Source organism: Enterobacter cloacae complex sp. 418I7 (assembly GCF_050030705.1).
In the GTDB taxonomy this organism is placed as follows: Bacteria; Pseudomonadota; Gammaproteobacteria; order Enterobacterales; family Enterobacteriaceae; genus Enterobacter; species Enterobacter intestinihominis.
On sequence record NZ_JBLGUU010000001.1, the window covers coordinates 1,328,389 to 1,353,286 of the forward strand.

Genomic DNA, 24,898 nt, shown 5'->3' on the forward strand with positions numbered 1-24,898 from the left:
GGGCGGCCTTTTTTATTTCATCCCGTCTACACTTCATGGCAAAGTAGTTCAATGCGTGCCTTTTTCCTTTTACGGCATGCCCTTACGGACATAATGGACAATTGCCTGGAGTTTTATGCCCACCCATCTGGTTTGGTTTCGCGCGGATTTACGCATTCACGACAACTTCGCTCTCGCGGCCGCCTGCCGCGCTAAAGACGCGAATGTGCTGGCCCTGTTTATCGCCACGCCTGAACAGTGGCGGCAGCATGACATGGCGCCCCGGCAAGCGGCATTACTCAGCGCGTATCTGAATGACCTGCAACATTCACTGGCCGAAAAAGGCATTCCGCTGATCTATAAAGAGGCCCATGATTTTGCCGCACAGCTTGAGATGGTGCAGGCAATCTGTAAGCAGCACGCGGTAACGCGTCTTTTTTACAACTACCAGTATGAATTTAACGAGCAGCAGCGGGATCGTCAGCTGGAGAAAAACCTTACGGGCGTGGTCTGTGAAGGCTTTGATGACAGCGTGATGCTCGCACCGGGCAGCGTGATGACCGGCAGTCACGAAATGTATAAAGTTTTCACGCCGTTTAAAAATGCTTTTATCAAACGCCTGAAAGAGGGGCTGCCAGAATGCGTTCCCGCCCCGGCCATAAGAGGGGAAACGATAACGGATCTGCAGGACATCAGGCTGAATTATCCCCAGCAGTCGTTTGATGAAACGGTATTCCCCGCCAGCGAGAAAGCGGCTATCGCCCGGTTGCGTCAGTTCTGCGCGCAGGGGGCGGCGGATTACGAGGCGCGGCGGGATTTTCCAGCGATTGAAGGCACCAGCCGCCTGTCGGCCTGTTTAGCGCTAGGCGCGCTCTCCCCGCGCCAGTGTTTACATCGGCTACTGGCGGAACAGCCTCAGGCGGTAGACGGGGGGGCGGGCGCAGTGTGGCTGAACGAACTGATCTGGCGTGAGTTTTATCGCCATCTGATGACGTATCATCCTGATTTATGTAAACATCGCCCCTTCATTCGTTGGACCGATAAGGTACAGTGGCAGTCGAATGAGAAGCTGCTTAAGGCATGGCAGCATGGGCTCACCGGCTTCCCGATTGTTGATGCGGCTATGCGGCAGCTCAATGAAACCGGGTGGATGCATAACCGTCTGCGTATGATTACCGCCAGCTTCCTGGTGAAGGATCTGCTTATCGACTGGCGAACCGGAGAGCGTTATTTTATCTCTCAGCTGATCGATGGCGATCTGGCGGCGAATAACGGCGGCTGGCAGTGGGCGGCCTCCACCGGCACGGATGCGGCTCCCTATTTTCGGATCTTTAATCCGACCACGCAGGGACAACGATTTGACGTCGACGGCGTGTTTATCCGTCGCTGGCTGCCTGAACTTAAGGATGTCCCCGCCAAAGCCATTCATGAACCCTGGGCATGGGCGGATAAACAGCGTGTTACCCTGAACTATCCCCGTCCCATTGTCGACCATAAACAGGCGCGCGTCGCCACGCTGGCGGCGTACGAAACCGCCCGAAAAATTTGAGAGAATGATGATGAAAAACAGTGAACTGGAACGCCTGATTAACGAAAAACTCAACACCGCCTCGTTTAGCGACTACGGTCCGAATGGCTTACAGGTGGAGGGTCGCGAGACGGTGCAAAAAATCATCACCGGCGTAACGGCAAGCCAGGCGCTGCTGGATGAGGCGGTGCGTCAGGAAGCCGACGCGGTGATTGTCCATCACGGTTATTTCTGGAAAAACGAATCACCGATTATTCGCGGCATGAAGCGCAACCGTCTCAAAACGCTGCTGGCGAATGACATCAACCTGTACGGCTATCACCTGCCGCTCGATGCGCATCCTGAACTGGGGAATAACGTTCAGCTTGCGCAGCTGCTGGGGATTACCGTGATGGGCGAAATTGAACCCCTGGTGCCGTGGGGTGAACTGTCGATGCCGGTTCCGGGTCTGGAGCTGGCATCGTGGATCGAAGCACGCCTGGGGCGTCGTCCGCTGTGGTGCGGCGACACCGGGCCGGATACCGTGAAGCGCGTGGCATGGTGCACCGGCGGCGGCCAGGGCTTTATTGATAGCGCGGCGCGTTTCGGTGTCGACGCCTTCATTACCGGCGAGGTTTCCGAGCAGACCATTCACTCTGCCCGTGAACAAGGCCTGCATTTTTACGCGGCAGGCCATCACGCTACCGAGCGTGGCGGCATCCGCGCCCTCAGCGAGTGGCTGACGGAAAATACCGATCTGGATGTGACGTTTATTGATATCCCTAATCCGGCCTGATGAGAGGTAGTTAAGTGCAGCGAGCGCGTTGTTATCTTCTGGGTGAGACCGCAGTGGTTCTGGAACTTGAGCCTCCGGTGACGCTTGCCACGCAAAAGCGTATCTGGCGTCTGGCTCAACGACTGCCCGAGCTACCTGGCGTGGTTGAAGCTATTCCGGGTATGAATAATATCACCGTGGTGCTGCGTGATCCGCACACGGGGGCGCTGGATGCCATTGAGCGCCTGCAACGCTGGTGGGAGGAGAGCGAGGCGCTGGAGCCGGAATCGCGGACGATTGAGATCCCGGTTGTCTATGGCGGCAAGGGAGGCCCCGACCTTGGCGTGGTGGCCGAACACTGTGGATTAACGGAGAAGCAGGTTGTGGAGCTGCATAGCTCAGTCGACTATGTTGTCTGGTTTTTGGGATTTCAGCCGGGTTTCCCCTATCTGGGCGGGTTATCGCCCCAGTTGCATACGCCGCGCCGGGCTGAGCCGCGCCTGAGCGTACCGGCGGGCAGCGTGGCGATTGGTGGCGAGCAAACGGGAATTTATCCACTCGCCTCGCCGGGAGGCTGGCAGCTTATCGGGCACACGTCCACGCCGTTATTTGAACCAGGCCAGGACGCGCCCATACTCCTGCGTCCGGGGGATACCCTGCGCTTTATCCCGCAAAAGGAGGGGATATGTTAACGCTTATTCGCGCAGGGCTTTACACCTCGGTACAGGATGCCGGGCGTTTTGGGCTGCGTCAGTCGGGCGTGAGCTACTGCGGTGCGCTTGATCGTCCCTCGCTGGAGATTGCCAACCTGCTGGTAGGCAACGCCGGCAGCACGGCGGCGTTAGAAATTACGCTGGGTCAGTGCGTGATTGAGTTTGGTCAGGAAACCTGGTTTGCCTTAACCGGCGCGGGCTGTGACGCGACGCTGGACGGCAAAACGGTGTGGACCGGCTGGCGCCTGCGGGCGAAAGCCGGACAGCGTCTGACGCTCAAGCGTCCTCTGCACGGCGTGCGCAGCTATCTTGCGGTGGCGGGAGGTATCGACGTGCCGGAGGTGCTGGGCTCATCCAGCACCGACCAGAAAGCGGGAATGGGCGGACATGAAGGACGGCTGCTGCGCGACGGCGATCGCCTGGCGATTAAGCCATCAGCGCGGCATTTCACCACCACGCAGGGCGTGAAGCAGCTGTTGTGGGGGAACCTGATCCGCGCCCTGCCGGGGCCGGAATATCATGAGTTCGATGAGGCCTCAAAAGAGTCTTTCTGGCGCTCGCCATGGAAGATCAGCCCGCAGAGTAACCGCATGGGTTACCGGCTTCAGGGCCAGCCGCTGACCCGCACGACTGACCGGGAGCTGCTTTCCCATGGTCTGTTGCCGGGGGTGATTCAGGTGCCGGGCAACGGACAGCCCATCGTACTGATGAACGATGCGCAAACCACGGGAGGATATCCGCGTATTGCCTGCATTATTGAAGCGGATCGCTACCATCTGGCGCAAATTCCTCTCGGTCAGCCAATTCATTTTGTGCAGTGTTCGCTGGAGGAGGCGCTGAAAGCCCGTCAGGATCAGCAGCGTTATCTCGAACAGCTGGCGTGGAGGCTCGATGGTAAAGATTGATTTAAACGCCGATCTGGGGGAGGGCAGCAGCGCCGATGCGGCGCTGATGACGCTGGTCTCCTCGGTGAATATCGCCTGTGGGTTTCATGCCGGCGATGCGCAGACCATGCTGGCGAGCGTGCGCAATGCCGTGAAAAACGGCGTGGCGATAGGCGCTCACCCCAGCTTTCCGGACCGGGAAAACTTTGGTCGCACGGCGATGGATCTGCCGCCTGAGACGGTTTACGCGCAAATGCTCTACCAGATCGGCGCCCTGGAGGCGATAGTGCGCGCTGAGAAGGGCGAGATGCGCCACGTCAAGCCGCACGGCATGCTCTATAACCAGGCGGCAAAAGATCCGGCGCTGGCAGACGCCATTGCCCGCGCGGTACGGGACTGCAATCCGCGTCTGATTCTGGTGGGCCTGGCGGGCAGCGAGCTTATCCGTGCCGGCGAACGGCTGGGGCTGACTACGCGGCAGGAAGTGTTTGCCGATCGGGGATACCTGCCGGACGGCAGCCTGGTTCCGCGTACGCAGGCCGGTGCGCTGATCACCGACGAAGGTAAAGCGCTGGCGCAGACGCTGGAGATGGTGCGCTTCGGGCGAGTAACCTCAACGGAGGGTACAACGGCAAACGTTCAGGCTGATACGGTGTGCTTACACGGTGACGGCGAGCATGCGCTCCAGTTTGCACGACGCCTGCGGGCGGCGTTCTCGGAAGAGGGCATTGTTGTCAGCGCAGAATAATCATGAAAGGACAATAACATGCCAGAAGGTCCGGAGATCCGCCGCGCGGCGGATAGCCTGGAGGCGGCGATAAAGGGCAAAACTCTGACACACGTCTGGTTTGCCTTTCCTCAACTAAAACCGTTTGAAACAGAGCTGGTGGGACAGACGGTGACCCACATTGAAACGCGCGGCAAAGCGTTGCTCACCCACTTTTCCCATAACCTTACGTTATATAGCCACAATCAGCTTTACGGCGTCTGGCGGGTGGTAAAGGCGGACGAGCAGCCGCAAACGACCCGCGTGCTGCGAGTGCGGCTACAAACGGCGGATAAGGCGATCCTGCTCTACAGCGCTTCTGATATCGAAATGTTAACGCCGGAGCAGTTGCTCACGCACCCGTTCTTACAGCGGGTTGGGCCGGACGTGCTGGATATGCGCCTGACGGCAAGCGATGTGAAAGCCCGGCTGTTATCGCCCACATTCCGCAACCGGCAGTTTTCCGGGCTGTTGCTCGATCAGGCATTTCTGGCGGGGCTGGGAAACTACCTGCGGGTGGAGATCCTCTGGGAAGTGGGGCTGGCGCCGCAGCACAAAGCGTCGCAGCTAAGCGATGAAAAGCTGGAGGCGCTGTCGCACGCGTTGCTGGATATTCCACGGCTGTCGTACAACACGCGCGGCATGGTGGATGAGAACAAGCATCACGGGGCGTTGTTTCGCTTCAAGGTGTTTCATCGGGCGGGTAAAAAGTGTGAGCGGTGTGGCGGGGTGATTGAGAAGGCGACGATCTCTTCCAGACCGTTTTACTGGTGTCCTGGGTGCCAGATGTAAAAAAGCCGGGTGGCGGCTACGCCTTACCCGGCCTACATCTCGCACTTGTAGGCCCGGCAAGCGAAGCGCCGCCGGGCGTGTTTTTTAGCGCTTAATATCAGACTTAAAGTCACGCTGCTCGTAGCCGGTATACAGCTGACGAGGACGGGCGATTTTCATGCCTTCGCTGTGCATTTCGTTCCAGTGCGCAATCCAGCCTACGGTACGCGCCATGGCAAAGATCACGGTGAACATGGAAGACGGAATGCCCATCGCTTTCAGGATGATACCGGAGTAGAAATCGACGTTCGGGTAGAGTTTCTTCTCGATGAAGTACGGATCGTTCAGCGCAATGTGTTCCAGCTCCATCGCCACTTCCAGCAGATCATCTTTGGTGCCCAGCTCTTTCAGCACTTCGTGGCAGGTCTCACGCATGACGGTCGCGCGCGGGTCGTAGTTTTTGTAAACACGGTGACCGAAGCCCATCAGACGGAAGGAGTCATTCTTGTCTTTCGCGCGGCGCACGAACTCAGGAATGTGCTCAACGGAGCTGATTTCTTCCAGCATCTTCAGTGCCGCTTCGTTCGCGCCGCCGTGCGCCGGTCCCCACAGGGAGGCGATACCCGCAGCGATACAGGCGAACGGGTTCGCGCCGGAAGAGCCTGCGGTACGGACGGTAGAGGTCGAGGCGTTCTGTTCGTGGTCAGCGTGCAGGATCAGAATACGGTCCATCGCGCGTTCCAGCACCGGGTTCACTTCGTACTCTTCACACGGCGTGGAGAACATCATGCGCAGGAAGTTACCTGCGTAGGAGAGGTCGTTGCGTGGATACACAAACGGCTGACCGATAGAGTATTTGTAACACATCGCCGCCATGGTAGGCATTTTGGACAGCAGACGGAACGCCGCGATATCACGGTGACGTGGGTTATTCACGTCCAGAGAATCGTGGTAGAACGCCGCCAGCGCACCGGTAATACCGCACATGACCGCCATCGGATGAGAGTCACGACGGAACGCATGGAACAGACGGGTAATCTGCTCATGGATCATGGTGTGACGGGTCACGGTGGTTTTAAATTCATCGTACTGGGCCTGCGTCGGTTTTTCGCCGTTCAGCAGGATGTAGCACACTTCCAGATAGTTGGATTCGGTGGCTAACTGATCGATGGGGAAGCCGCGATGGAGCAGGATACCTTCGTCACCGTCAATGTAGGTGATTTTGGATTCGCAAGATGCGGTGGAGGTGAATCCAGGGTCAAAGGTGAATACCCCTTTGGAACCCAGCGTACGGATATCAATAACATCCTGACCGAGCGTGCCTTTTAGCACATCCAGTTCAATAGCATCATCACCATTTAGGGTGAGTTTTGCCTTTGTATCAGCCATTTACGGTCTCCTTAGCGCCTTATGCTTAAGACTGCGCTTTACCGGATTTGCTTTCAGCTGTTAATCATCGTTACCAGATTGTTATTTGGCTTACCGCTCAGCTCACGAGGAGAAACCAGGGTACAGAGCTATGGCGCCTTGCAGGTAAACGAATGAAATATCAGTGAAACAACAGCAAATCAGCGTTTTTGCAGTCCGAATTATTCAAACCTGTATATCACTAATAACTGTCCTGATAACTTCGGTCAATACCATCACACTGTTACATAACTATTTGTCAGGTGAAAGAGAGACCTCATAACTTTTGCGCATTATATGCCTTTTCTGATGACGTTTGTAACAATATTGTTTAACATTTGTCAAATCAGATGATTAAAAATTAAAAAGATGTTGTTATCGTGACCCCGATCACTGTTCCAGAGAAAACCCAACAAACTGTATGTAGGTTAATTGTAATGATTTTGTGAACGGCCTATACTGCCGCCAGGTCTCCGGAACACCCTGCAATCCCGAGCCACCCAGCGTTGTAACGTGTCGTTTTAGCATTTGGAAGCAATGTTTTGCATGACGCGCAGTTATAGAAAAGGAACGCTGTCTGACCCGCATCGCAGTCCGGAGGAAGGAAACAATAAGAACAGCATGTGGGCGTTATTCATGATAAGAAATGTGAAAAAACAAAGACCTGTCAATCTGGATCTCAAAACGATCCGATTCCCTGTAACAGCAATAGCGTCCATTCTGCACCGTGTTTCTGGTGTGATTACGTTTGTGGCGGTTGGTATCTTGCTGTGGTTACTGGGAACCAGCCTCTCATCTCCTGAAGGATTCCTCCAGGCCTCAGCCATCATGAACAGCTTCTTCGTGAAATTTATCATGTGGGGCATTCTGACCGCGCTGGCCTATCACGTGGTTGGCGGCGTTCGCCATATGCTGATGGACTTTGGCTACCTGGAAGAGACGTTCGAGGCCGGTAAACGTACCGCTAACATTTCATTTGTGATCACTGTCGTGCTTTCACTTCTCGCAGGAGTTCTCGTATGGTAAGCAACGCCTCCGCATTAGGACGCAACGGCGTACATGACTTCATCCTGGTCCGCGCTACCGCCATCGTCCTCACGCTCTACATCATCTATATGATCGGTTTCTTCGCCACTAGCGGCACACTGACGTGGGAAATCTGGAGTGGTTTCTTCGGATCGGCCTTCACCAAAGTGTTCACCCTGCTGGCCCTGTTCTCAATCCTTATTCATGCCTGGATTGGCATGTGGCAGGTGTTGACCGATTACGTTAAACCGCTGGCGATTCGCCTTCCGCTGCAACTGATTATTGTTGTTGCTCTGCTGGTTTACGTCATTTATGGATTTGTTGTGGTGTGGGGTGTGTAATGAAACTGCCAGTCAGAGAATTTGATGCTGTTGTGATTGGTGCGGGTGGCGCAGGTATGCGTGCCGCACTGCAAATTTCCCAGAGCGGCCAGACCTGTGCGCTGCTCTCTAAAGTATTCCCGACCCGTTCCCACACTGTATCTGCGCAGGGCGGTATCACTGTTGCGCTGGGTAATTCCCATGAAGATAACTGGGAATGGCACATGTACGATACGGTAAAAGGTTCCGACTACATCGGCGACCAGGATGCCATCGAATATATGTGTAAAACCGGCCCGGAAGCGATTCTGGAGCTGGACCACATGGGGCTGCCGTTCTCCCGTCTGGAAAATGGCACCATCTATCAGCGTCCGTTTGGCGGCCAGTCGAAAAACTTCGGCGGCGAACAGGCGGCACGTACCGCAGCAGCGGCTGACCGTACCGGTCACGCTTTGCTGCACACCCTTTATCAGCAAAACCTGAAAAACCACACCACCATCTTCTCCGAGTGGTATGCGTTGGATCTGGTGAAAAACGCCGATGGCGCGGTGGTGGGTTGTACCGCACTGTGCATTGAAACCGGTGAAGTGGTCTATTTCAAAGCGCGCGCAACCGTGCTGGCCACCGGCGGCGCAGGCCGTATCTATCAGTCCACTACCAACGCCCACATCAACACCGGTGACGGCGTTGGGATGGCTATCCGCGCTGGCGTGCCGGTGCAGGACATGGAGATGTGGCAGTTCCACCCAACCGGTATCGCCGGTGCGGGCGTGCTGGTGACAGAAGGCTGCCGTGGTGAAGGTGGCTATCTGCTGAACAAACATGGCGAGCGCTTCATGGAGCGTTATGCCCCGAATGCGAAAGACCTGGCGGGCCGTGACGTGGTGGCGCGTTCCATCATGATCGAAATCCGTGAAGGCCGCGGCTGCGACGGCCCTTGGGGCCCGCACGCGAAGCTGAAACTCGACCATCTGGGTAAAGAAGTGCTGGAATCCCGTCTGCCGGGCATTCTGGAACTGTCCCGCACCTTCGCCCACGTCGACCCGGTAAAAGAGCCGATTCCGGTTATCCCAACCTGTCACTACATGATGGGCGGTATTCCGACCAAAGTGACCGGTCAGGCACTGACCGTGAACGAGCAGGGTGAAGACGTGGTCATCCCTGGTCTGTTCGCGGTAGGCGAAATTGCCTGCGTATCCGTGCACGGCGCAAACCGTCTGGGCGGCAACTCCCTGCTGGACCTGGTGGTATTTGGCCGTGCGGTGGGGCTGCATCTCCAGGAATCTATTGCCGAGCAGGGCGCGTTGCGTGATGCGACCGACGACGAAATTGATGCCTCTCTTGAGCGCCTCAACCGCTGGAACGGCAACCGTAACGGCGAAGATCCGGTGGAAATCCGTAAAGCGCTGCAAGAGTGTATGCAGCACAACTTCTCGGTATTCCGTGAAGGTGACGCGATGGCCAAAGGGCTGGAGCAGCTGAAAGCGATCCGCGAGCGTCTGAAGAATGCCCGTCTGGACGATACCTCGAGCGAGTTCAACACCCAGCGCGTTGAGTGCCTGGAGCTGGATAACCTGATGGAAACCGCGTTCGCGACCGCGATGTCGGCAAACTTCCGTACCGAAAGCCGTGGCGCCCATAGCCGCTTCGACTTCCCGGATCGTGATGACGAAAACTGGCTGTGCCATTCCCTGTATCTGCCAGAGTCGGAAACCATGACGCGTCGTAGCGTTAACATGGAACCGAAACTGCGTCCGGCGTTCCCGCCGAAGATTCGTACTTACTAATGCGGAGACAGGATAATGAAACTCGAATTCTCAGTTTATCGTTATAACCCGGATGTAGACGATGCTCCGCGTATGCAGGATTACACCCTCGAAGCGGAAGAAGGTCGTGACATGATGCTGCTGGATGCTTTAATCCAGCTGAAAGAAAAAGATCCTACGCTGTCGTTCCGCCGCTCCTGCCGTGAAGGGGTATGTGGCTCTGACGGTGTAAACATGAACGGCAAAAACGGTCTGGCCTGTATCACGCCAATTTCAGCGCTACAGCGAGCAGGCCAGAAAATTGTCATCCGTCCTCTGCCTGGCCTGCCGGTCGTGCGTGATTTGGTGGTGGACATGGGGCAATTCTATGCACAATATGAGAAGATTAAGCCTTACTTATTGAATAATGGGCAAAATCCACCCGCTCGCGAGCACTTACAGTCGCCTGAGCAGCGTGAAAAACTCGATGGGTTGTACGAGTGTATTCTCTGTGCATGCTGTTCAACGTCATGCCCGTCATTCTGGTGGAACCCGGATAAATTTATCGGCCCTGCGGGTCTGCTGGCTGCCTATCGCTTCCTGATCGACAGCCGCGATACCGAAACCGAGAATCGTCTGGAAGGGTTAAGTGACGCTTTCAGCATATTCCGCTGCCATAGCATCATGAACTGCGTCAGTGTGTGTCCTAAGGGGCTGAACCCGACGCGCGCCATCGGCCATATTAAGTCGATGTTGTTGCAGCGCAGTGCGTAAGTAACAACGCCGGATGGCGCTGCGCTTATCCGGCCTACGTAACAGTAGGCCCGGTAAGCGTAGCGCCACCGGGCAAATTGCAGAAACCTTTAAAAACTGCCCTGAAGTTTAGACAGTTTCTAAAGGTTCCTTCGCGGGCCAAATGAAAAGAGCTCGCAGGTGAACCCCGGCACGTACACGTGGTGTGCGTGGTAGTTTCTACGGCGAAAGTAAGCATAAAAATGCTTAAGGGATCACGATGCAGAACGGCGCAATGAAAGCCTGGCTGGACTCTTCTTACCTCTCTGGTTCAAACCAGAGCTGGATAGAACAGCTCTATGAAGACTTCTTAACCGATCCTGACTCAGTGGACGCAAACTGGCGTTCCATGTTCCAGCAGTTGCCTGGTACAGGGGTCAAACCGGATCAATTCCATTCAAAAACACGTGATTATTTCCGTCGTCTGGCGAAGGATGCCTCACGTTACTCTTCTGCGATTTCCGACCCTGACACCAATGCGAAGCAGGTAAAAGTCCTGCAGCTTATCAACGCTTATCGCTTCCGTGGTCACCAGCATGCGAATCTCGATCCGCTGGGACTGTGGCAGCAGGAACGTGTAGCGGATCTCGATCCGGCTTATCACGATCTGACCGAGGCCGATTTCCAGGAAAGCTTTAACGTAGGTTCCTTTGCCATCGGCAAAGACACGATGAAACTGGGCGATCTGATTGATGCGCTCAAGCAAACCTACTGCGGCTCCATCGGCGCGGAATATATGCACATTACCTCCACCGAAGAGAAACGCTGGATCCAGCAGCGTATCGAATCCGTGGCGGGTCACGCGAATTTCTCAGCAGACGAGAAAAAACGTTTCCTGAGCGAACTGACGGCAGCCGAAGGCCTTGAGCGCTATCTGGGCGCGAAATTCCCGGGCGCAAAACGCTTCTCACTGGAGGGCGGCGATGCGTTAGTCCCGATGCTGAAAGAGCTGATTCGTCATGCCGGTAAGAGCGGCACGCGCGAAGTGGTGCTGGGCATGGCGCACCGTGGCCGTCTGAACGTGCTGGTTAACGTGCTGGGTAAAAAACCGCAGGATCTGTTCGACGAATTTGCGGGTAAACATAAAGAGCACCTCGGCACCGGTGACGTGAAGTACCACATGGGCTTCTCGTCGGATATCGAAACCGAGGGCGGTCAGGTTCACCTGGCGCTGGCGTTTAACCCGTCGCACCTGGAAATCGTCAGCCCGGTGGTTATCGGTTCCGTGCGTGCGCGTCTGGATCGTCTGGACGAGCCGAGCAGCAATAAAGTGCTGCCAATCACCATTCACGGTGATGCGGCAGTCACAGGGCAGGGCGTGGTTCAGGAAACCCTGAACATGTCGAAAGCGCGTGGTTATGAAGTGGGCGGTACCGTTCGCATCGTAATCAACAATCAGGTGGGCTTCACCACCTCTAACCCGCTGGATGCGCGTTCTACCCCGTACTGCACCGACATCGGTAAAATGGTTCAGGCGCCAATCTTCCACGTAAACGCGGATGACCCGGAAGCCGTTGCTTTCGTTACCCGTCTGGCGCTGGACTTCCGTAACACCTTTAAGCGCGACGTATTCATTGACCTCTTCTGCTACCGCCGTCACGGCCACAACGAAGCGGATGAGCCAAGTGCAACCCAGCCGCTGATGTACCAGAAAATCAAAAAACACCCGACGCCGCGTAAAATCTATGCTGACAAGCTGGAAAGCGAAAAAGTGGCGACGCTGGAAGATGCGACCGAAATGGTCAATCTTTATCGCGACGCGCTGGACGCGGGTGAATGCGTGGTCAAAGAGCTGCGCCCAATGAACATGCACTCCTTTACCTGGTCGCCGTACCTCAACCACGAGTGGGACGAGAGCTACCCGAACAAGGTTGAGATGAAGCGTTTGCAGGAGCTGGCTAAACGCATCAGCACCGTGCCGGAAGCGATCGAGATGCAATCCCGCGTGGCCAAGATCTATGGCGACCGCCAGGCCATGGCGGCGGGTGAAAAGCTGTTCGACTGGGGCGGCGCGGAAACGCTGGCCTATGCGACGCTGGTTGACGAAGGTATTCCGGTTCGTCTGTCCGGTGAAGATGCGGGTCGTGGCACCTTCTTCCACCGTCATGCGGTTGTACACAACCAGTCTAACGGTTCAACCTATACTCCGCTTCAGCACGTGCATAACGGTCAGGGCCAGTTCAAGGTCTGGGACTCCGTGCTGTCAGAAGAAGCGGTTCTGGCCTTCGAATACGGCTACGCCACCGCAGAACCTCGCACCCTGACTATCTGGGAAGCGCAGTTCGGTGACTTCGCCAACGGTGCGCAGGTCGTCATCGACCAGTTCATCTCCTCCGGTGAGCAGAAGTGGGGCCGTATGTGTGGTCTGGTGATGTTGCTGCCGCACGGCTATGAAGGGCAAGGGCCGGAGCACTCCTCCGCGCGTCTGGAGCGTTATCTGCAACTCTGCGCCGAGCAGAACATGCAGGTCTGCGTGCCGTCCACCCCGGCTCAGGTGTACCACATGCTGCGTCGTCAGGCGCTGCGCGGTATGCGCCGTCCGCTGGTGGTAATGTCGCCAAAATCCCTGCTGCGTCATCCGCTGGCGGTTTCGAGCCTGGATGAACTGGCTAACGGCACCTTCCTGCCAGCCATCGGTGAAATTGACGAGCTGGATCCGCAGGCCGTTAAGCGTGTCGTAATGTGTTCTGGTAAGGTTTATTACGACCTGCTGGAACAGCGCCGTAAGAACGATCAGAAAGATGTCGCCATCGTGCGTATCGAGCAGCTTTATCCGTTCCCGCATCAGGCGATGCAGGAAGTACTGAAACAGTACGCTCACGTTCATGATTTTGTCTGGTGCCAGGAAGAGCCGCTCAACCAGGGCGCATGGTATTGCAGCCAGCATCATTTCCGTGAAGTGATTCCATTTGGGTCTGCCCTGCGTTATGCAGGTCGCCCGGCCTCCGCCTCTCCGGCGGTAGGGTATATGTCCGTTCACCAGAAGCAGCAACAAGATCTGGTCAATGACGCGCTGAACGTCGATTAATTAAAGGATACATAATGAGTAGCGTAGATATTCTTGTTCCCGACCTGCCTGAGTCCGTAGCAGATGCAACCGTCGCCACCTGGCACAAAAAACCAGGCGACGCGGTAACCCGTGACGAAGTGCTGGTAGAAATCGAAACTGACAAAGTGGTACTGGAAGTACCGGCTTCAGCGGATGGCATTCTGGATGCAGTCCTGGAAGACGAAGGTACGACCGTGACTTCTCGCCAGATCCTGGGTCGCCTGCGTGAAGGCAACAGCGCGGGCAAAGAGTCCAGCGCGAAATCTGAAGAGAAAGCGTCTACCCCAGCCCAGCGCCAGCAGGCGTCTCTGGAAGAGCAAACCAATGACGCGCTTAGCCCGGCGATCCGTCGCCTGCTGGCTGAGCACAGCCTCGATCCGGCAGCCATCAAAGGCACCGGCGTGGGTGGCCGTCTGACTCGCGAAGATATCGACAAGCATCTGGCAAAAGCGCCTTCAGAGGCGAAAGCGGAAGCGAAAGCCCCTGCGGCAGCACCAGCGGCACAGCCAGCTCTGGGCGCACGTAGCGAAAAACGCGTGCCGATGACCCGCCTGCGCAAGCGCGTGGCCGAGCGTCTGCTGGAAGCGAAAAACTCCACCGCGATGCTGACCACCTTCAACGAAGTCAACATGAAGCCAATCATGGACCTGCGCAAGCAGTACGGTGACGCGTTTGAAAAACGTCACGGTATCCGTCTGGGCTTCATGTCCTTCTACGTGAAAGCGGTAGTTGAAGCGCTGAAACGCTACCCGGAAGTGAACGCGTCTATCGATGGCGATGACGTGGTTTACCACAACTACTTCGACGTCAGCATGGCGGTTTCTACCCCACGCGGCCTGGTCACCCCGGTTCTGCGTGATGTGGACACCCTGGGTATGGCTGACATTGAGAAGAAAATCAAAGAGCTGGCCGTGAAAGGCCGCGACGGCAAGCTGACCGTTGAAGACCTGACTGGCGGTAACTTCACCATTACCAACGGTGGCGTGTTCGGCTCGCTGATGTCTACCCCGATCATCAACCCGCCGCAGAGCGCGATCCTGGGTATGCACGCCATTAAAGATCGTCCAATGGCGGTAGACGGTAAAGTTGAGATCCTGCCGATGATGTACCTGGCGCTCTCATACGATCACCGCCTGATCGACGGCCGCGAGTCCGTAGGCTTCCTGGTTGCCATTAAAGAGCTGCTGGAAGATCCAACGCGTCTGCTGCTGGACGTTTAGTAACTATTTAGCATCACCTGCCCTGTAGGCCGGATAAGCGTAGCGCCGGTCTACAGGTTTGAAGATAACGATTACCCTGAAGGATGGATAGAACACATGAACTTACATGAATATCAGGCCAAACAGCTGTTTGCCAGGTCAGGCTTACCGGCTCCGGTGGGTTATGCCTGTACTACCCCGCGTGAAGCAGAAGAAGCCGCATCTAAAATCGGTTCCGGCCCGTGGGTAGTTAAATGTCAGGTTCACGCTGGTGGCCGTGGTAAAGCGGGCGGTGTGAAGGTTGTTAAGAGCAAAGAAGAGATCCGTGCGTTTGCTGAACATTGGCTCGGCAAGCGTCTGGTAACCTACCAGACAGATGCGAATGGCCAGCCGGTCAACCAGATCCTGGTTGAAGCGGCAACCGACATCGCGAAAGAATTGTACCTCGGCGCAGTCGTAGACCGTAGCTCCCGTCGCGTGGTGTTCATGGCATCTACCGAAGGCGGCGTGGAAATCGAAAAAGTGGCGGAAGAGACCCCGCACCTGATCCACAAAGTGGCAATCGATCCGCTGGCGGGCCCAATGCCTTACCAGGGACGTGAGCTGGCGTTCAAACTGGGTCTGGAAGGCAAGCTGGTTCAGCAGTTCACCAAGATCTTCATGGGGCTGGCGACCATCTTCCTGGAGCGCGATCTGGCGCTGATCGAGATCAACCCGCTGGTGATCACCACCCAGGGCGACCTGATCTGCCTCGACGGCAAGCTGGGCGCTGACGGCAACGCGCTGTTCCGCCAGGCGGATCTGCGCGAAATGCGCGACCAGTCTCAGGAAGATCCGCGTGAAGCGCAGGCTGCCCAGTGGGAGCTGAACTACGTGGCGCTGGATGGCAACATCGGCTGCATGGTTAACGGTGCGGGCCTGGCAATGGGCACCATGGACATCGTTAAGCTGCACGGCGGTGAGCCAGCGAACTTCCTCGACGTGGGCGGTGGCGCAACCAAAGAGCGCGTAACCGAAGCGTTCAAAATCATTCTCTCTGACAACAACGTAAAAGCGGTTCTGGTGAACATCTTCGGCGGTATCGTACGTTGCGACCTGATCGCCGACGGTATCATCGGCGCGGTAGGAGAAGTGGGCGTTAACGTTCCGGTTGTTGTACGTCTGGAAGGGAATAACGCTGAACTCGGCGCGAAAAAACTGGCTGACAGCGGCCTGAATATTATTGCAGCGAAAAGTCTGACGGATGCAGCTCAGCAGGTTGTTGCCGCAGTGGAGGGGAAATAATGTCCGTTTTAATTAATAAAGATACCAAGGTTATCTGCCAGGGCTTCACCGGTAGCCAGGGGACTTTCCACTCCGAACAGGCGATTGCCTACGGTACGCAGATGGTTGGCGGCGTAACGCCAGGTAAAGGCGGCACCACGCACCTGGGCCTGCCGGTGTTCAACACCGTGCGTGAAGCAGTAGAAGCGACGGGCGCAACCGCGACCGTGATCTACGTTCCAGCGCCGTTCTGCAAAGACTCTATTCTGGAAGCGATCGACGCAGGCATTAAGCTGATCATCACCATCACCGAAGGCATCCCGACGCTGGATATGCTGACCGTGAAGGTGAAGCTGGACGAAGCAGGCGTGCGCATGATCGGCCCGAACTGCCCAGGCGTTATCACCCCGGGCGAATGCAAAATCGGCATCATGCCGGGCCACATTCACAAACCGGGCAAAGTGGGCATCGTGTCCCGTTCCGGTACCCTGACCTATGAAGCGGTTAAGCAGACCACCGATTACGGCTTCGGCCAGTCCACCTGCGTGGGCATCGGCGGTGACCCGATCCCAGGCTCTAACTTTATCGACATCCTGAAGCTGTTCCAGGAAGATCCACAGACCGAAGCGATCGTGATGATCGGTGAGATCGGTGGTAGCGCGGAAGAAGAAGCGGCTGCTTACATCAAAGATCATGTGACCAAGCCGGTGGTGGGTTATATCGCGGGTGTGACCGCGCCGAAAGGCAAACGTATGGGTCACGCGGGTGCGATTATCGCTGGCGGTAAAGGTACGGCTGATGAGAAATTCGCAGCACTGGAAGCCGCAGGCGTGAAAACCGTTCGCAGCCTGGCGGATATCGGTGAAGCACTGAAATCCATCATTAAGTAAGTCCTCTCTGCTCCCCGAATGGGGCGCGTTGAAGTATAAAAAAATGTCCGTTTCGACATGGTTGGCCGCTGTAAAGCGGCCTTTTTTTATTGCCTGCGTTTAGCCACCAGAGTGAATTTATAGTCGTCGGTGTTAAACACGTTGCGACTGAATTCAAATACCCGGCCGTCTTTAAGGAAGCCGCGGGAAACTTTTTCAAGAATTGGTTTTGCCGGATCGAGCGCCAGGGCGGCAATCGCCTCGTCCGATGGCATGACTGGCACCAGCTCCTGCTCGCTGCGATCGATAACTAGCTTTTTGACCTGCTCAATGTAATGGTATTTCGACTGTTCCATCACTTCCCATGTAAGGTCGGGAAACATCGCCAGCGGCATCCATGTCTCTTCCAGATTCACCGGCTTTTCCCTGATGAAGCGTACGCGCTTGACGTGCCAGACCTTATCATCCGGATTGAGCGCCAGTTTTGCCGCGAGCCGCTCATCGGCTTTCACCACTTCGAAGACGCTGACGTCGCTGTGCGTATCAACGTTGCGATCCGCCAGTTTTTCGTAAAAGCCGGTAAGCTGATAAATATCGTAATTCACCCGCTCCTCTTTTACATACGAGCCGCTGCCCTGAATGCTTTCGATGATCTGCTCGTCGGCGAGCAGCTTCAAAGCCTGCCGCACGGTGACACGGCTAACGTTAAATGCCTCCTGAAGGCTGGATTCCGTCGGCAGCGCGTCTCCGGGTTTTAATTCCCCGGCGTTAATCTTCTCGCGGAACGCATCGGCGATCTGCCGGTACATCGGTTTATTACCCATTGTGTTACGCCTTTTTAATACCTTTTTAGGGGAATTATGCCTTCAGTGACTGATTTGTAAATAATACAAATTAAATACAAATATCGTTGTTAGTGAAAATGATCACATAAATGTATTATCCAGTCTGCCACAATCCTCCCCAGACAATAACTTTGGATAGGTGAGGATCTTATGAACCTGACGACTCTGACCGACCCCCGTGCTGTCTGCGTGCAGGCGCAGTTTACCAGCCGTGATGAGGCAATCCGTCAGCTTGCGACGCGGCTGGTAGCGTTGGGCAAAATAGCCGACGCCGATACGTTTCTGGCAGAGGTTTTCCATCGCGAATCGCTTGGCCCGACGGCGCTGGGCGAGGGGCTGGCCGTACCCCATGGTAAATCAGCGGCAGTAAAGGAAGCGGCTTTTGCCGTGGCAACACTGCGCGAGCCGCTGGTCTGGGAAGGCGTGGACGGACCGGAGGAGGTCGAGCTGATTTTTTTGCTCGCCATTCCTCCCGCACAAGCGGGATCAACGCATATTCAGGTGCTGACGGAACTGACGTCCCGCCTGGCGGATGACGATCTCAGGGCGCACGTGATGACGGCGACCAGCGCGGAAGCGGTGCTTACTGCGCTGGAAACGGCGCCTGAGGCGCAAGAAATCGCCGTCGCAGAGAATGCCCCGACGATCGTCTGCGTTACCGCCTGTCCGGCCGGGATCGCCCATACCTACATGGCAGCGGAATATCTCGAAAAAGCGGGACGTAAGCTCGGCGTCAATGTAGTGGTCGAAAAGCAGGGGGCAAACGGTATTGAGGGGCGCATCACCGCGCAGCATTTGCAGGAGGCAAAAGCGTGTATCTTCGCGGCGGAAGTGGCGATCAAAGAGCGTGAGCGTTTTCAGGGGATCCCCGCCATTTCCGTGCCCGTCGCGGAACCCTTGCGCCATGCGGAAGCGCTCATTGAGCGTGCGCTGGCGCTACAGCCTGTATCCGATGCCCGTCCTGCGCACGTCGACACGGACGCGAAAAAGTCCGTTAAAACCGAACTCAAGCAAGCGCTGCTCAGCGGTATCTCCTTTGCGGTGCCGCTGATCGTCGCTGGCGGCACGGTGCTGGCCGTGTCGGTACTCCTGGCGCAAATCCTTGGCTTGCAGCACCTGTTCGATCAGGAAAACTCGTGGCTGTGGATGTACCGCAAACTGGGCGGTGGGATGCTCGGCATTCTGATGGTTCCTGTTCTGGCGGCCTATACCGCTTACTCGCTGGCGGATAAACCTGCGCTTACGCCGGGATTTGCGGCAGGTCTTGCCGCCAATATGATCGGCTCCGGCTTTTTGGGGGCCATCGTCGGCGGGCTGATTGCGGGCTACCTGATGCGCTGGGTGAAAAACCACATCCGGCTGAGTAGCCGCTACAACGGCTTTCTGACCTTTTATCTCTATCCGGTGATTGGCGTACTGGGCGCAGGCAGCCTGATGCTGTTTGTAATCGGCGAACCGGTGGCCTGGATCAATAACGCCCTGACCGCCTGGCTTAATGGTCTCTCTGGTGCGAACGCGTTGCTGCTGGGGGCGATCCTGGGCTTTATGTGCTCGTTCGATCTGGGCGGTCCGGTCAACAAAGCCTCTTACGCGTTCTGTCTGGGCGCGATGGCCAACGGCGTATACGGGCCTTATGCGATCTTCGCCTCCGTCAAAATGGTTTCGGCCTTTACCGTGACGGCATCAACGATGCTGGCTCCGAATCTGTTTAAACAGTTCGAAATTGAGACCGGAAAATCCACCTGGCTGCTGGGGCTGGCGGGCATCACCGAAGGGGCAATTCCGATGGCTATCGAGGATCCGTTGCGAGTCATCGGCTCATTTGTTCTGGGGTCAATGGCGACCGGAGCGATTGTCGGAGCGATGGGTATTGGGCTCTCCACCCCGGGCGCGGGCATTTTCTCTCTCTTCTTACTGCATGATGCCGGGTTGGGCGGCGTGATAGCCGCTGCCGGGTGGTTTGGCGCCGCGCTGGTGGGCGCCGCAATCTCTACGCTCATTTTACTGCTCTGGCGACGCCAGGCCGTGAAGAGCGGTACCTACGTGACTGAAGACATACCATCCTAAACACGCACTGACAGGAAACGAAGATGAAAGCTGTATCTCGCGTTCATATCACGCCACATATGCACTGGGACCGGGAGTGGTACTTCACCACCGAAGCGTCACGTATTCTTCTGGTCAATAATATGGAAGAGATCCTCACCCGTCTTGAGCAGGACGCAGAGTATAAATACTACGTTCTCGACGGCCAGACGGCGGTGCTGGAAGATTATTTTGCCGTGAAACCGGAAAACAGGCCACGCGTGAAGGCGCTGGTGGCGGCCGGGAAGCTGATTATCGGGCCGTGGTATACCCAGACGGATACCACCCTTGTCTCCGGCGAGTCGATTGTGCGCAATCTGATGTACGGCATGCGCGACTGTCTGGCCTTTGGCGAGCCGATGAAAATTGGCTATCTGCCGGACTCCTTCGGCATGTCTTCCCAGCTGCCACACATTTACAACGGTTTTGGCATCACGCGCACCATGTTCTGGCGCGGCTGTTCCGAGCGGCACGGTACCGATAAAACCGAATTTCTCTGGCAAAGCCAGGACGGCAGCGAAGTGACGGCACAGGTGCTGCCGCTGGGCTACGCGATTGGTAAGTACTTACCGGAGGATGAAGCCGGACTGCGCAAACGGCTCGACAACTACTTCGAGGTGCTCGAAAAAGCCTCCGTGACGAAAGAAATTTTGCTGCCTAACGGCCATGATCAGATGCCGCTCCAGCAGAACATATTTGCGGTGATGGATAAGCTGCGCAAAATCTATCCGCAGCGTCAGTTTGTGATGAGCCGCTTCGAGGAGGTGTTTGACCATATCGATGCGCACCGCGATGAACTGGCGACGCTGAAAGGGGAATTTATTGACGGTAAATATATGCGGGTGCACCGGACGATCGGCTCCACGCGGATGGACATCAAAATCGCCCACGCCCGGATAGAGAATAAAATCGTCAACGTCCTCGAGCCGTTGGCTACGCTTGCCTGGACGCTGGGCTTTGACTATCACCACGGCTTGCTGGAAAAAATGTGGAAAGAGATCCTCAAGAATCACGCCCACGACAGTATCGGCTGCTGCTGCAGCGATAAAGTGCATCGCGAGGTGATGTCACGCTTTGAGCTGGCGGAAGACATGGCTGATAACCTGACGTGCTTCTATATGCGCAAGATTGTCGACAACATGCCGCAGAGCGAGGAAGACAAACTGGTGATGTTTAACCTCACGCCCTGGCCGCGTGAGGAAGTGATCAACACCACGATACGTCTGCGCGCCAGCCAGTTCCGCCTGTTGGACGAAAAGGGAAATGAAATCCCTTATTATCTCCGCAGCGCGCGTGAGATAGACCCCGGGCTGATTGACCGGCAGATAGTGCATTACGGCAACTACGATCCCTTCATGGAGTTTGACATCCAGCTCAACCAGATCCTGCCATCTATGGGTTACCGCACGCTCTATATCGAGCCGCACGTGGCCGGCAAACTGCAGACGCCAGATAAATCGCCGGAGGCGTTACTGGAAAATGCTTTCTGGGAAGTAACGTTAAACGAGGACGGTACTTTGCGTCTGCTCGATAAAGCGTCCGGGCTTATCTATGACCGCGCGCTGGAAATTGAAGAGAGCTCGGATGATGGCGATGAGTACGACTACTCGCCTTCACGGGAAGAGTGGAGACTCTCTTCCGCGCAGGGCGAACATGAGGTTGAGGTGATCCACGAGGCCTGGCAGAGCAGGGCGGTGATCCGCCATCGAATGGCAGTGCCAGCGGATCTCGCTGAACGTTCTGCGCGTCAGCAGACGGGAACGCTTGAGGCAGAACTCACGGTCACGCTCAGCCATAACAGCCGACGTATCGACGTCAAGGCACGTCTCGGAAATCACGCGGATGACCACCGTGTGCGGGTGCTGATCCCGACACCATTCACCACAGAGACGGTCTTAGCCGATACCCAGTTTGGTTCGCTGACGCGCCCTGTACAGGATGAAGCGATGGCAAACTGGCAGGAGGAGGGATGGAAGGAAGCGCCGCTGCCGGTGTGGAATCTGCTCAACTACGCGGTGCTCCAGGAACGGCGTAACGGGATGGCGCTATTTACCGAAGGGTTGCGCGAATTTGAAGTAACAGGTGAGCGTCAAAACACGTTTGCCCTGACGTTGCTTCGCGGCGTCGGGTTGCTTGGGAAGGAAGACTTACTTCTGCGCCCTGGCAGACCGTCCGGGATCAAAATGCCGGTGCCTGATTCGCAGATGCGGGGCCAGTTAACCTGTCGCTTTAGCCTGTTCAGTTTTAATGGTACGCCCGTCAGTGCTGGCGTTGCGCAGCAGGCGAAGTCGTGGTTAACGCCAGTGCACTGTTATAACAAAATTCCGTGGGATGCGATGAAGCTTAACCGTGCCTCTTTCACCACACCCTGTAGCTATAGCCTGCTAACGCTGGCGCCTAACGGATGTGTACTCAGTGCGCTGAAAAAAGCGGAGGATCGTGACGAGATGATTCTTCGTCTGTACAACCCTTCGGAGACCCGCTCCTGTGACGTGGCTTTGTCTGTGAACCGTGAGGTCCAGGCCTGTTGCGAAACGGACATGAATGAGGTGTGCAAAGCGCAAGGGGAGGAGGGCTCAGCCATTACGGGGTCTTTCAGGCCAGGCCAGTCACGCACCTTCAGCATAAAAATTGAAAGGTAATCTCAAGAACAATATCAAGGCCGCATCCCCTGCGGCCTTTATTTCATCAAATAGTCACCAAAGGGTGTTAATTTTAAGATTAGCGAAGGTGAATGAAATGTAATCTTTTAGGCGGGTAGTAAAGCGAAAGAAAAATACTGTGAAGCGGATAACATTATATGTTTCTCTCCCTGCAAAAAGGTCTTTTTTCACACGCGTTAATAAAAATCACAACTGTTTATATTATCTTCTGGCTTTTATAACCATTAATGCCTTTAAATATACATGTTATTAACAAGGTTTTTACTATCCATGTCACAAAGAAACATCATTAACAGTGCCGGCTGTTTTTGATTTAAATCAATGTTTAATCCTTGGAAAAAGGCTCCAAAAGGCGTTAAATTGTTCCCGATCAAAATGGCCGAAAAGTGGTAATTTTGCTATAAATTGATCGCCGTCGAAAAACGTAAATCTGTTCGAATAAAAACCTGTTTATTGTAAGGGTTTTGCAGCGTATTATATTTACGGGATCAATTTGGTTTTTTCTTAACGTATTTGTAACCTTTCATCATTGCTTTTTCCTCCTGTAGAGAATAAGCAACGAAGAAGGGAAGCAGATAACTTTGTATTGGGGCATGCGTGTGGATCCTTATCTAACGGGGTTCACTCTCGGAGTCTTCATGCGATGAGCAAGGAGTCATAATGTTAGACGTAGTCGAACTGTCGCGCTTACAGTTTGCCTTGACCGCGATGTACCACTTCCTTTTTGTGCCGCTGACGCTCGGTATGGCGTTCCTGCTGGCCATCATGGAAACGGTTTACGTCCTCTCCGGCAAACAGATTTATAAAGATATGACCAAGTTCTGGGGCAAGTTGTTTGGTATCAACTTTGCGCTGGGCGTGGCAACCGGTCTGACCATGGAGTTCCAGTTCGGGACAAACTGGTCTTACTATTCCCACTATGTAGGGGATATTTTCGGTGCGCCGCTGGCCATTGAAGGTCTGATGGCCTTCTTCCTCGAATCCACCTTTGTAGGTCTGTTCTTCTTCGGTTGGGACCGTCTGGGTAAAGTCCAGCATATGGCGGTAACCTGGCTGGTGGCATTAGGCTCCAACTTGTCCGCACTGTGGATCCTGGTGGCGAACGGCTGGATGCAAAACCCAATCGCATCTGATTTCAACTTCGAAACCATGCGTATGGAGATGGTCAGCTTCGCTGAGCTAGTCCTGAACCCGGTTGCCCAGGTTAAATTCGTGCACACCGTGGCGTCTGGCTATGTGTGCGGCGCGATGTTCGTGCTGGGCATCAGCTCCTACTATATGCTGCGCGGCCGTGACTTCGCGTTCGCCAAGCGTTCTTTCGCTATCGCAGCAAGCTTCGGTATGGCCGCGATACTGTCCGTTATTGTTCTGGGCGATGAATCCGGTTACGAAATGGGTGACGTGCAGAAAACCAAACTCGCCGCAATTGAAGCTGAATGGGAAACCCAGCCGGCACCGGCAGCGTTTACCCTGTTCGGCGTACCTGACCAGGACGCGCAGGAAAACCGCTTCGCCATTCAAATTCCTTACGCTCTGGGTATTATCGCCACGCGCTCCGTCGACAAACAGGTGACTGGCCTGAAAGATCTGATGGTGCAGCATGAAGAGCGTATCCGTAACGGGATGAAAGCCTACTCGCTGCTGGAACAGCTGCGCGCCGGCTCTACCGACCAGGCCGTTCGCGATCAATTTAACGACGTGAAGAAAGACCTCGGTTACGGTCTGCTGCTGAAACGCTATACCCCGAACGTCTCCGACGCGACGGAAGCGCAGATTCAGATGGCAACCAAAGACTCTATTCCACGCGTTGCGCCGCTGTACTTCGCGTTCCGCATCATGGTGGGTTGCGGCATTATCATGCTGCTGATCATCGCGGCCTCGTTCTGGTCAGTCATTCGTAACCGTATCGGTGAGAAAAAATGGCTGCTGCGCACCGCGCTGTACGGTATCCCACTGCCATGGATTGCTATCGAGTCCGGCTGGTTTGTTGCGGAATATGGCCGTCAGCCATGGGCGATCGGTGAGGTGCTGCCAACAGCGGTAGCGAACTCCTCCCTGACCGCAGGCGACCTGATCTTCTCCATGCTGCTGATTTGCGGTCTGTACACCCTGTTCCTGGTGGCTGAACTGTTCCTGATGTTCAAGTTCGCGCGCCTTGGCCCAAGCAGCCTGAAAACCGGTCGCTATCACTACGAGCAGTCTGTTACGACTACTCAGCCGGCACGCTAAGACAGGAGTCA

19 protein-coding genes are annotated in these 24,898 nt (G+C 55.6%); 17 read left to right on the forward strand and 2 right to left on the reverse strand.

Annotated features, from left to right (window positions below; genetic code table 11):
• The first annotated feature begins 115 nt into the window (after window positions 1–115).
• From phrB to nei, 6 genes are read left to right on the forward strand one after another with little or no spacing between them, the layout of a single operon-like run.
• Window positions 116–1,528, forward strand: a complete 1,413-nt coding sequence (gene phrB / locus ACQG0S_RS06330) for a deoxyribodipyrimidine photo-lyase (RefSeq protein WP_426750123.1) — start codon at window positions 116–118, stop codon at window positions 1,526–1,528.
• 10 nt (window positions 1,529–1,538) lie between these two features.
• Window positions 1,539–2,282, forward strand: a complete 744-nt coding sequence (locus tag ACQG0S_RS06335; RefSeq protein ID WP_003858635.1) for a type 2 GTP cyclohydrolase I — start codon at window positions 1,539–1,541, stop codon at window positions 2,280–2,282.
• 14 nt (window positions 2,283–2,296) lie between these two features.
• Window positions 2,297–2,953, forward strand: coding sequence for a 5-oxoprolinase subunit PxpB (gene pxpB / locus ACQG0S_RS06340; protein ID WP_022647457.1), 657 nt, complete (start codon window positions 2,297–2,299; stop codon window positions 2,951–2,953).
• A complete protein-coding gene (pxpC, locus tag ACQG0S_RS06345) occupies window positions 2,947–3,879 on the forward strand; it encodes a 5-oxoprolinase subunit PxpC (RefSeq protein ID WP_038415695.1) in 933 nt (310 codons plus the stop codon). The genes pxpB and pxpC overlap by 7 nt, the downstream gene beginning before the upstream one ends.
• Window positions 3,866–4,606: a 5-oxoprolinase subunit PxpA gene (pxpA, locus tag ACQG0S_RS06350; RefSeq protein WP_032624650.1), complete on the forward strand. Its 741-nt coding sequence runs from the start codon at window positions 3,866–3,868 to the stop codon at window positions 4,604–4,606. Before pxpC ends, pxpA begins: the two co-directional genes overlap by 14 nt.
• A gap of 18 nt (window positions 4,607–4,624) precedes the next feature.
• Window positions 4,625–5,416: an endonuclease VIII gene (gene nei / locus ACQG0S_RS06355; protein ID WP_032624649.1), complete on the forward strand. Its 792-nt coding sequence runs from the start codon at window positions 4,625–4,627 to the stop codon at window positions 5,414–5,416.
• Window positions 5,417–5,500: 84 nt separating this feature from the next.
• On the opposite strand, the gene ACQG0S_RS06360 is transcribed toward nei, so the two are convergent.
• On the reverse strand, window positions 5,501–6,784 hold the full coding sequence (locus tag ACQG0S_RS06360; RefSeq protein WP_006809584.1) for a citrate synthase: 1,284 nt from the start codon (window positions 6,782–6,784) through the stop codon (window positions 5,501–5,503).
• A 639-nt stretch (window positions 6,785–7,423) separates the two neighbouring features.
• Between ACQG0S_RS06360 and sdhC the strand changes: the two genes are divergently transcribed.
• From sdhC to sucD, 8 genes are all read left to right on the forward strand, one after another.
• Complete coding sequence (gene sdhC / locus ACQG0S_RS06365) at window positions 7,424–7,828, forward strand: succinate dehydrogenase cytochrome b556 subunit (RefSeq protein WP_026080740.1); 405 nt, start codon at window positions 7,424–7,426, stop codon at window positions 7,826–7,828.
• The gene (gene sdhD / locus ACQG0S_RS06370) at window positions 7,822–8,169 is read left to right on the forward strand and encodes a succinate dehydrogenase membrane anchor subunit (protein WP_003858621.1); all 348 of its coding nucleotides are present in this window, start codon (window positions 7,822–7,824) and stop codon (window positions 8,167–8,169) included. Before sdhC ends, sdhD begins: the two co-directional genes overlap by 7 nt.
• Window positions 8,169–9,935: a succinate dehydrogenase flavoprotein subunit gene (sdhA, locus tag ACQG0S_RS06375; RefSeq protein ID WP_003858619.1), complete on the forward strand. Its 1,767-nt coding sequence runs from the start codon at window positions 8,169–8,171 to the stop codon at window positions 9,933–9,935. Before sdhD ends, sdhA begins: the two co-directional genes overlap by 1 nt.
• Before the next feature lie 15 nt (window positions 9,936–9,950).
• Window positions 9,951–10,667 (forward strand): succinate dehydrogenase iron-sulfur subunit, encoded by a 717-nt coding sequence (locus ACQG0S_RS06380; RefSeq protein ID WP_048966893.1) that lies wholly within the window; start codon window positions 9,951–9,953, stop codon window positions 10,665–10,667.
• Between the two features lie 238 nt (window positions 10,668–10,905).
• Window positions 10,906–13,713: a 2-oxoglutarate dehydrogenase E1 component gene (sucA, locus tag ACQG0S_RS06385; protein WP_022647462.1), complete on the forward strand. Its 2,808-nt coding sequence runs from the start codon at window positions 10,906–10,908 to the stop codon at window positions 13,711–13,713.
• A 14-nt stretch (window positions 13,714–13,727) separates the two neighbouring features.
• Window positions 13,728–14,954, forward strand: a complete 1,227-nt coding sequence (gene odhB, locus ACQG0S_RS06390; protein WP_023299612.1) for a 2-oxoglutarate dehydrogenase complex dihydrolipoyllysine-residue succinyltransferase — start codon at window positions 13,728–13,730, stop codon at window positions 14,952–14,954.
• Between the two features lie 96 nt (window positions 14,955–15,050).
• Window positions 15,051–16,217: an ADP-forming succinate--CoA ligase subunit beta gene (gene sucC, locus ACQG0S_RS06395; protein WP_046618869.1), complete on the forward strand. Its 1,167-nt coding sequence runs from the start codon at window positions 15,051–15,053 to the stop codon at window positions 16,215–16,217.
• Window positions 16,217–17,086: a succinate--CoA ligase subunit alpha gene (gene sucD, locus ACQG0S_RS06400; RefSeq protein ID WP_006809578.1), complete on the forward strand. Its 870-nt coding sequence runs from the start codon at window positions 16,217–16,219 to the stop codon at window positions 17,084–17,086. Before sucC ends, sucD begins: the two co-directional genes overlap by 1 nt.
• Before the next feature lie 86 nt (window positions 17,087–17,172).
• On the opposite strand, the gene ACQG0S_RS06405 is transcribed toward sucD, so the two are convergent.
• Window positions 17,173–17,889 carry a GntR family transcriptional regulator gene (locus tag ACQG0S_RS06405; protein WP_032676359.1) on the reverse strand — a complete coding sequence of 239 codons (717 nt, stop codon included), beginning with the start codon at window positions 17,887–17,889 and terminating at the stop codon, window positions 17,173–17,175.
• 171 nt (window positions 17,890–18,060) lie between these two features.
• On the opposite strand from ACQG0S_RS06405, the gene mngA reads away from it, so the two are divergent.
• The 3 genes from mngA to cydA all read left to right on the forward strand — a co-directional run bounded on the left by mngA (window position 18,061) and on the right by cydA (window position 24,887).
• The gene (gene mngA / locus ACQG0S_RS06410; protein ID WP_048966895.1) at window positions 18,061–19,977 is read left to right on the forward strand and encodes a PTS 2-O-a-mannosyl-D-glycerate transporter subunit IIABC; all 1,917 of its coding nucleotides are present in this window, start codon (window positions 18,061–18,063) and stop codon (window positions 19,975–19,977) included.
• Window positions 19,978–20,000: 23 nt separating this feature from the next.
• Complete coding sequence (mngB, locus tag ACQG0S_RS06415; RefSeq protein WP_063163807.1) at window positions 20,001–22,637, forward strand: mannosylglycerate hydrolase; 2,637 nt, start codon at window positions 20,001–20,003, stop codon at window positions 22,635–22,637.
• Between the two features lie 681 nt (window positions 22,638–23,318).
• Window positions 23,319–24,887: a cytochrome ubiquinol oxidase subunit I gene (gene cydA / locus ACQG0S_RS06420; RefSeq protein WP_023299615.1), complete on the forward strand. Its 1,569-nt coding sequence runs from the start codon at window positions 23,319–23,321 to the stop codon at window positions 24,885–24,887.
• Window positions 24,888–24,898: the final 11 nt, after the last annotated feature.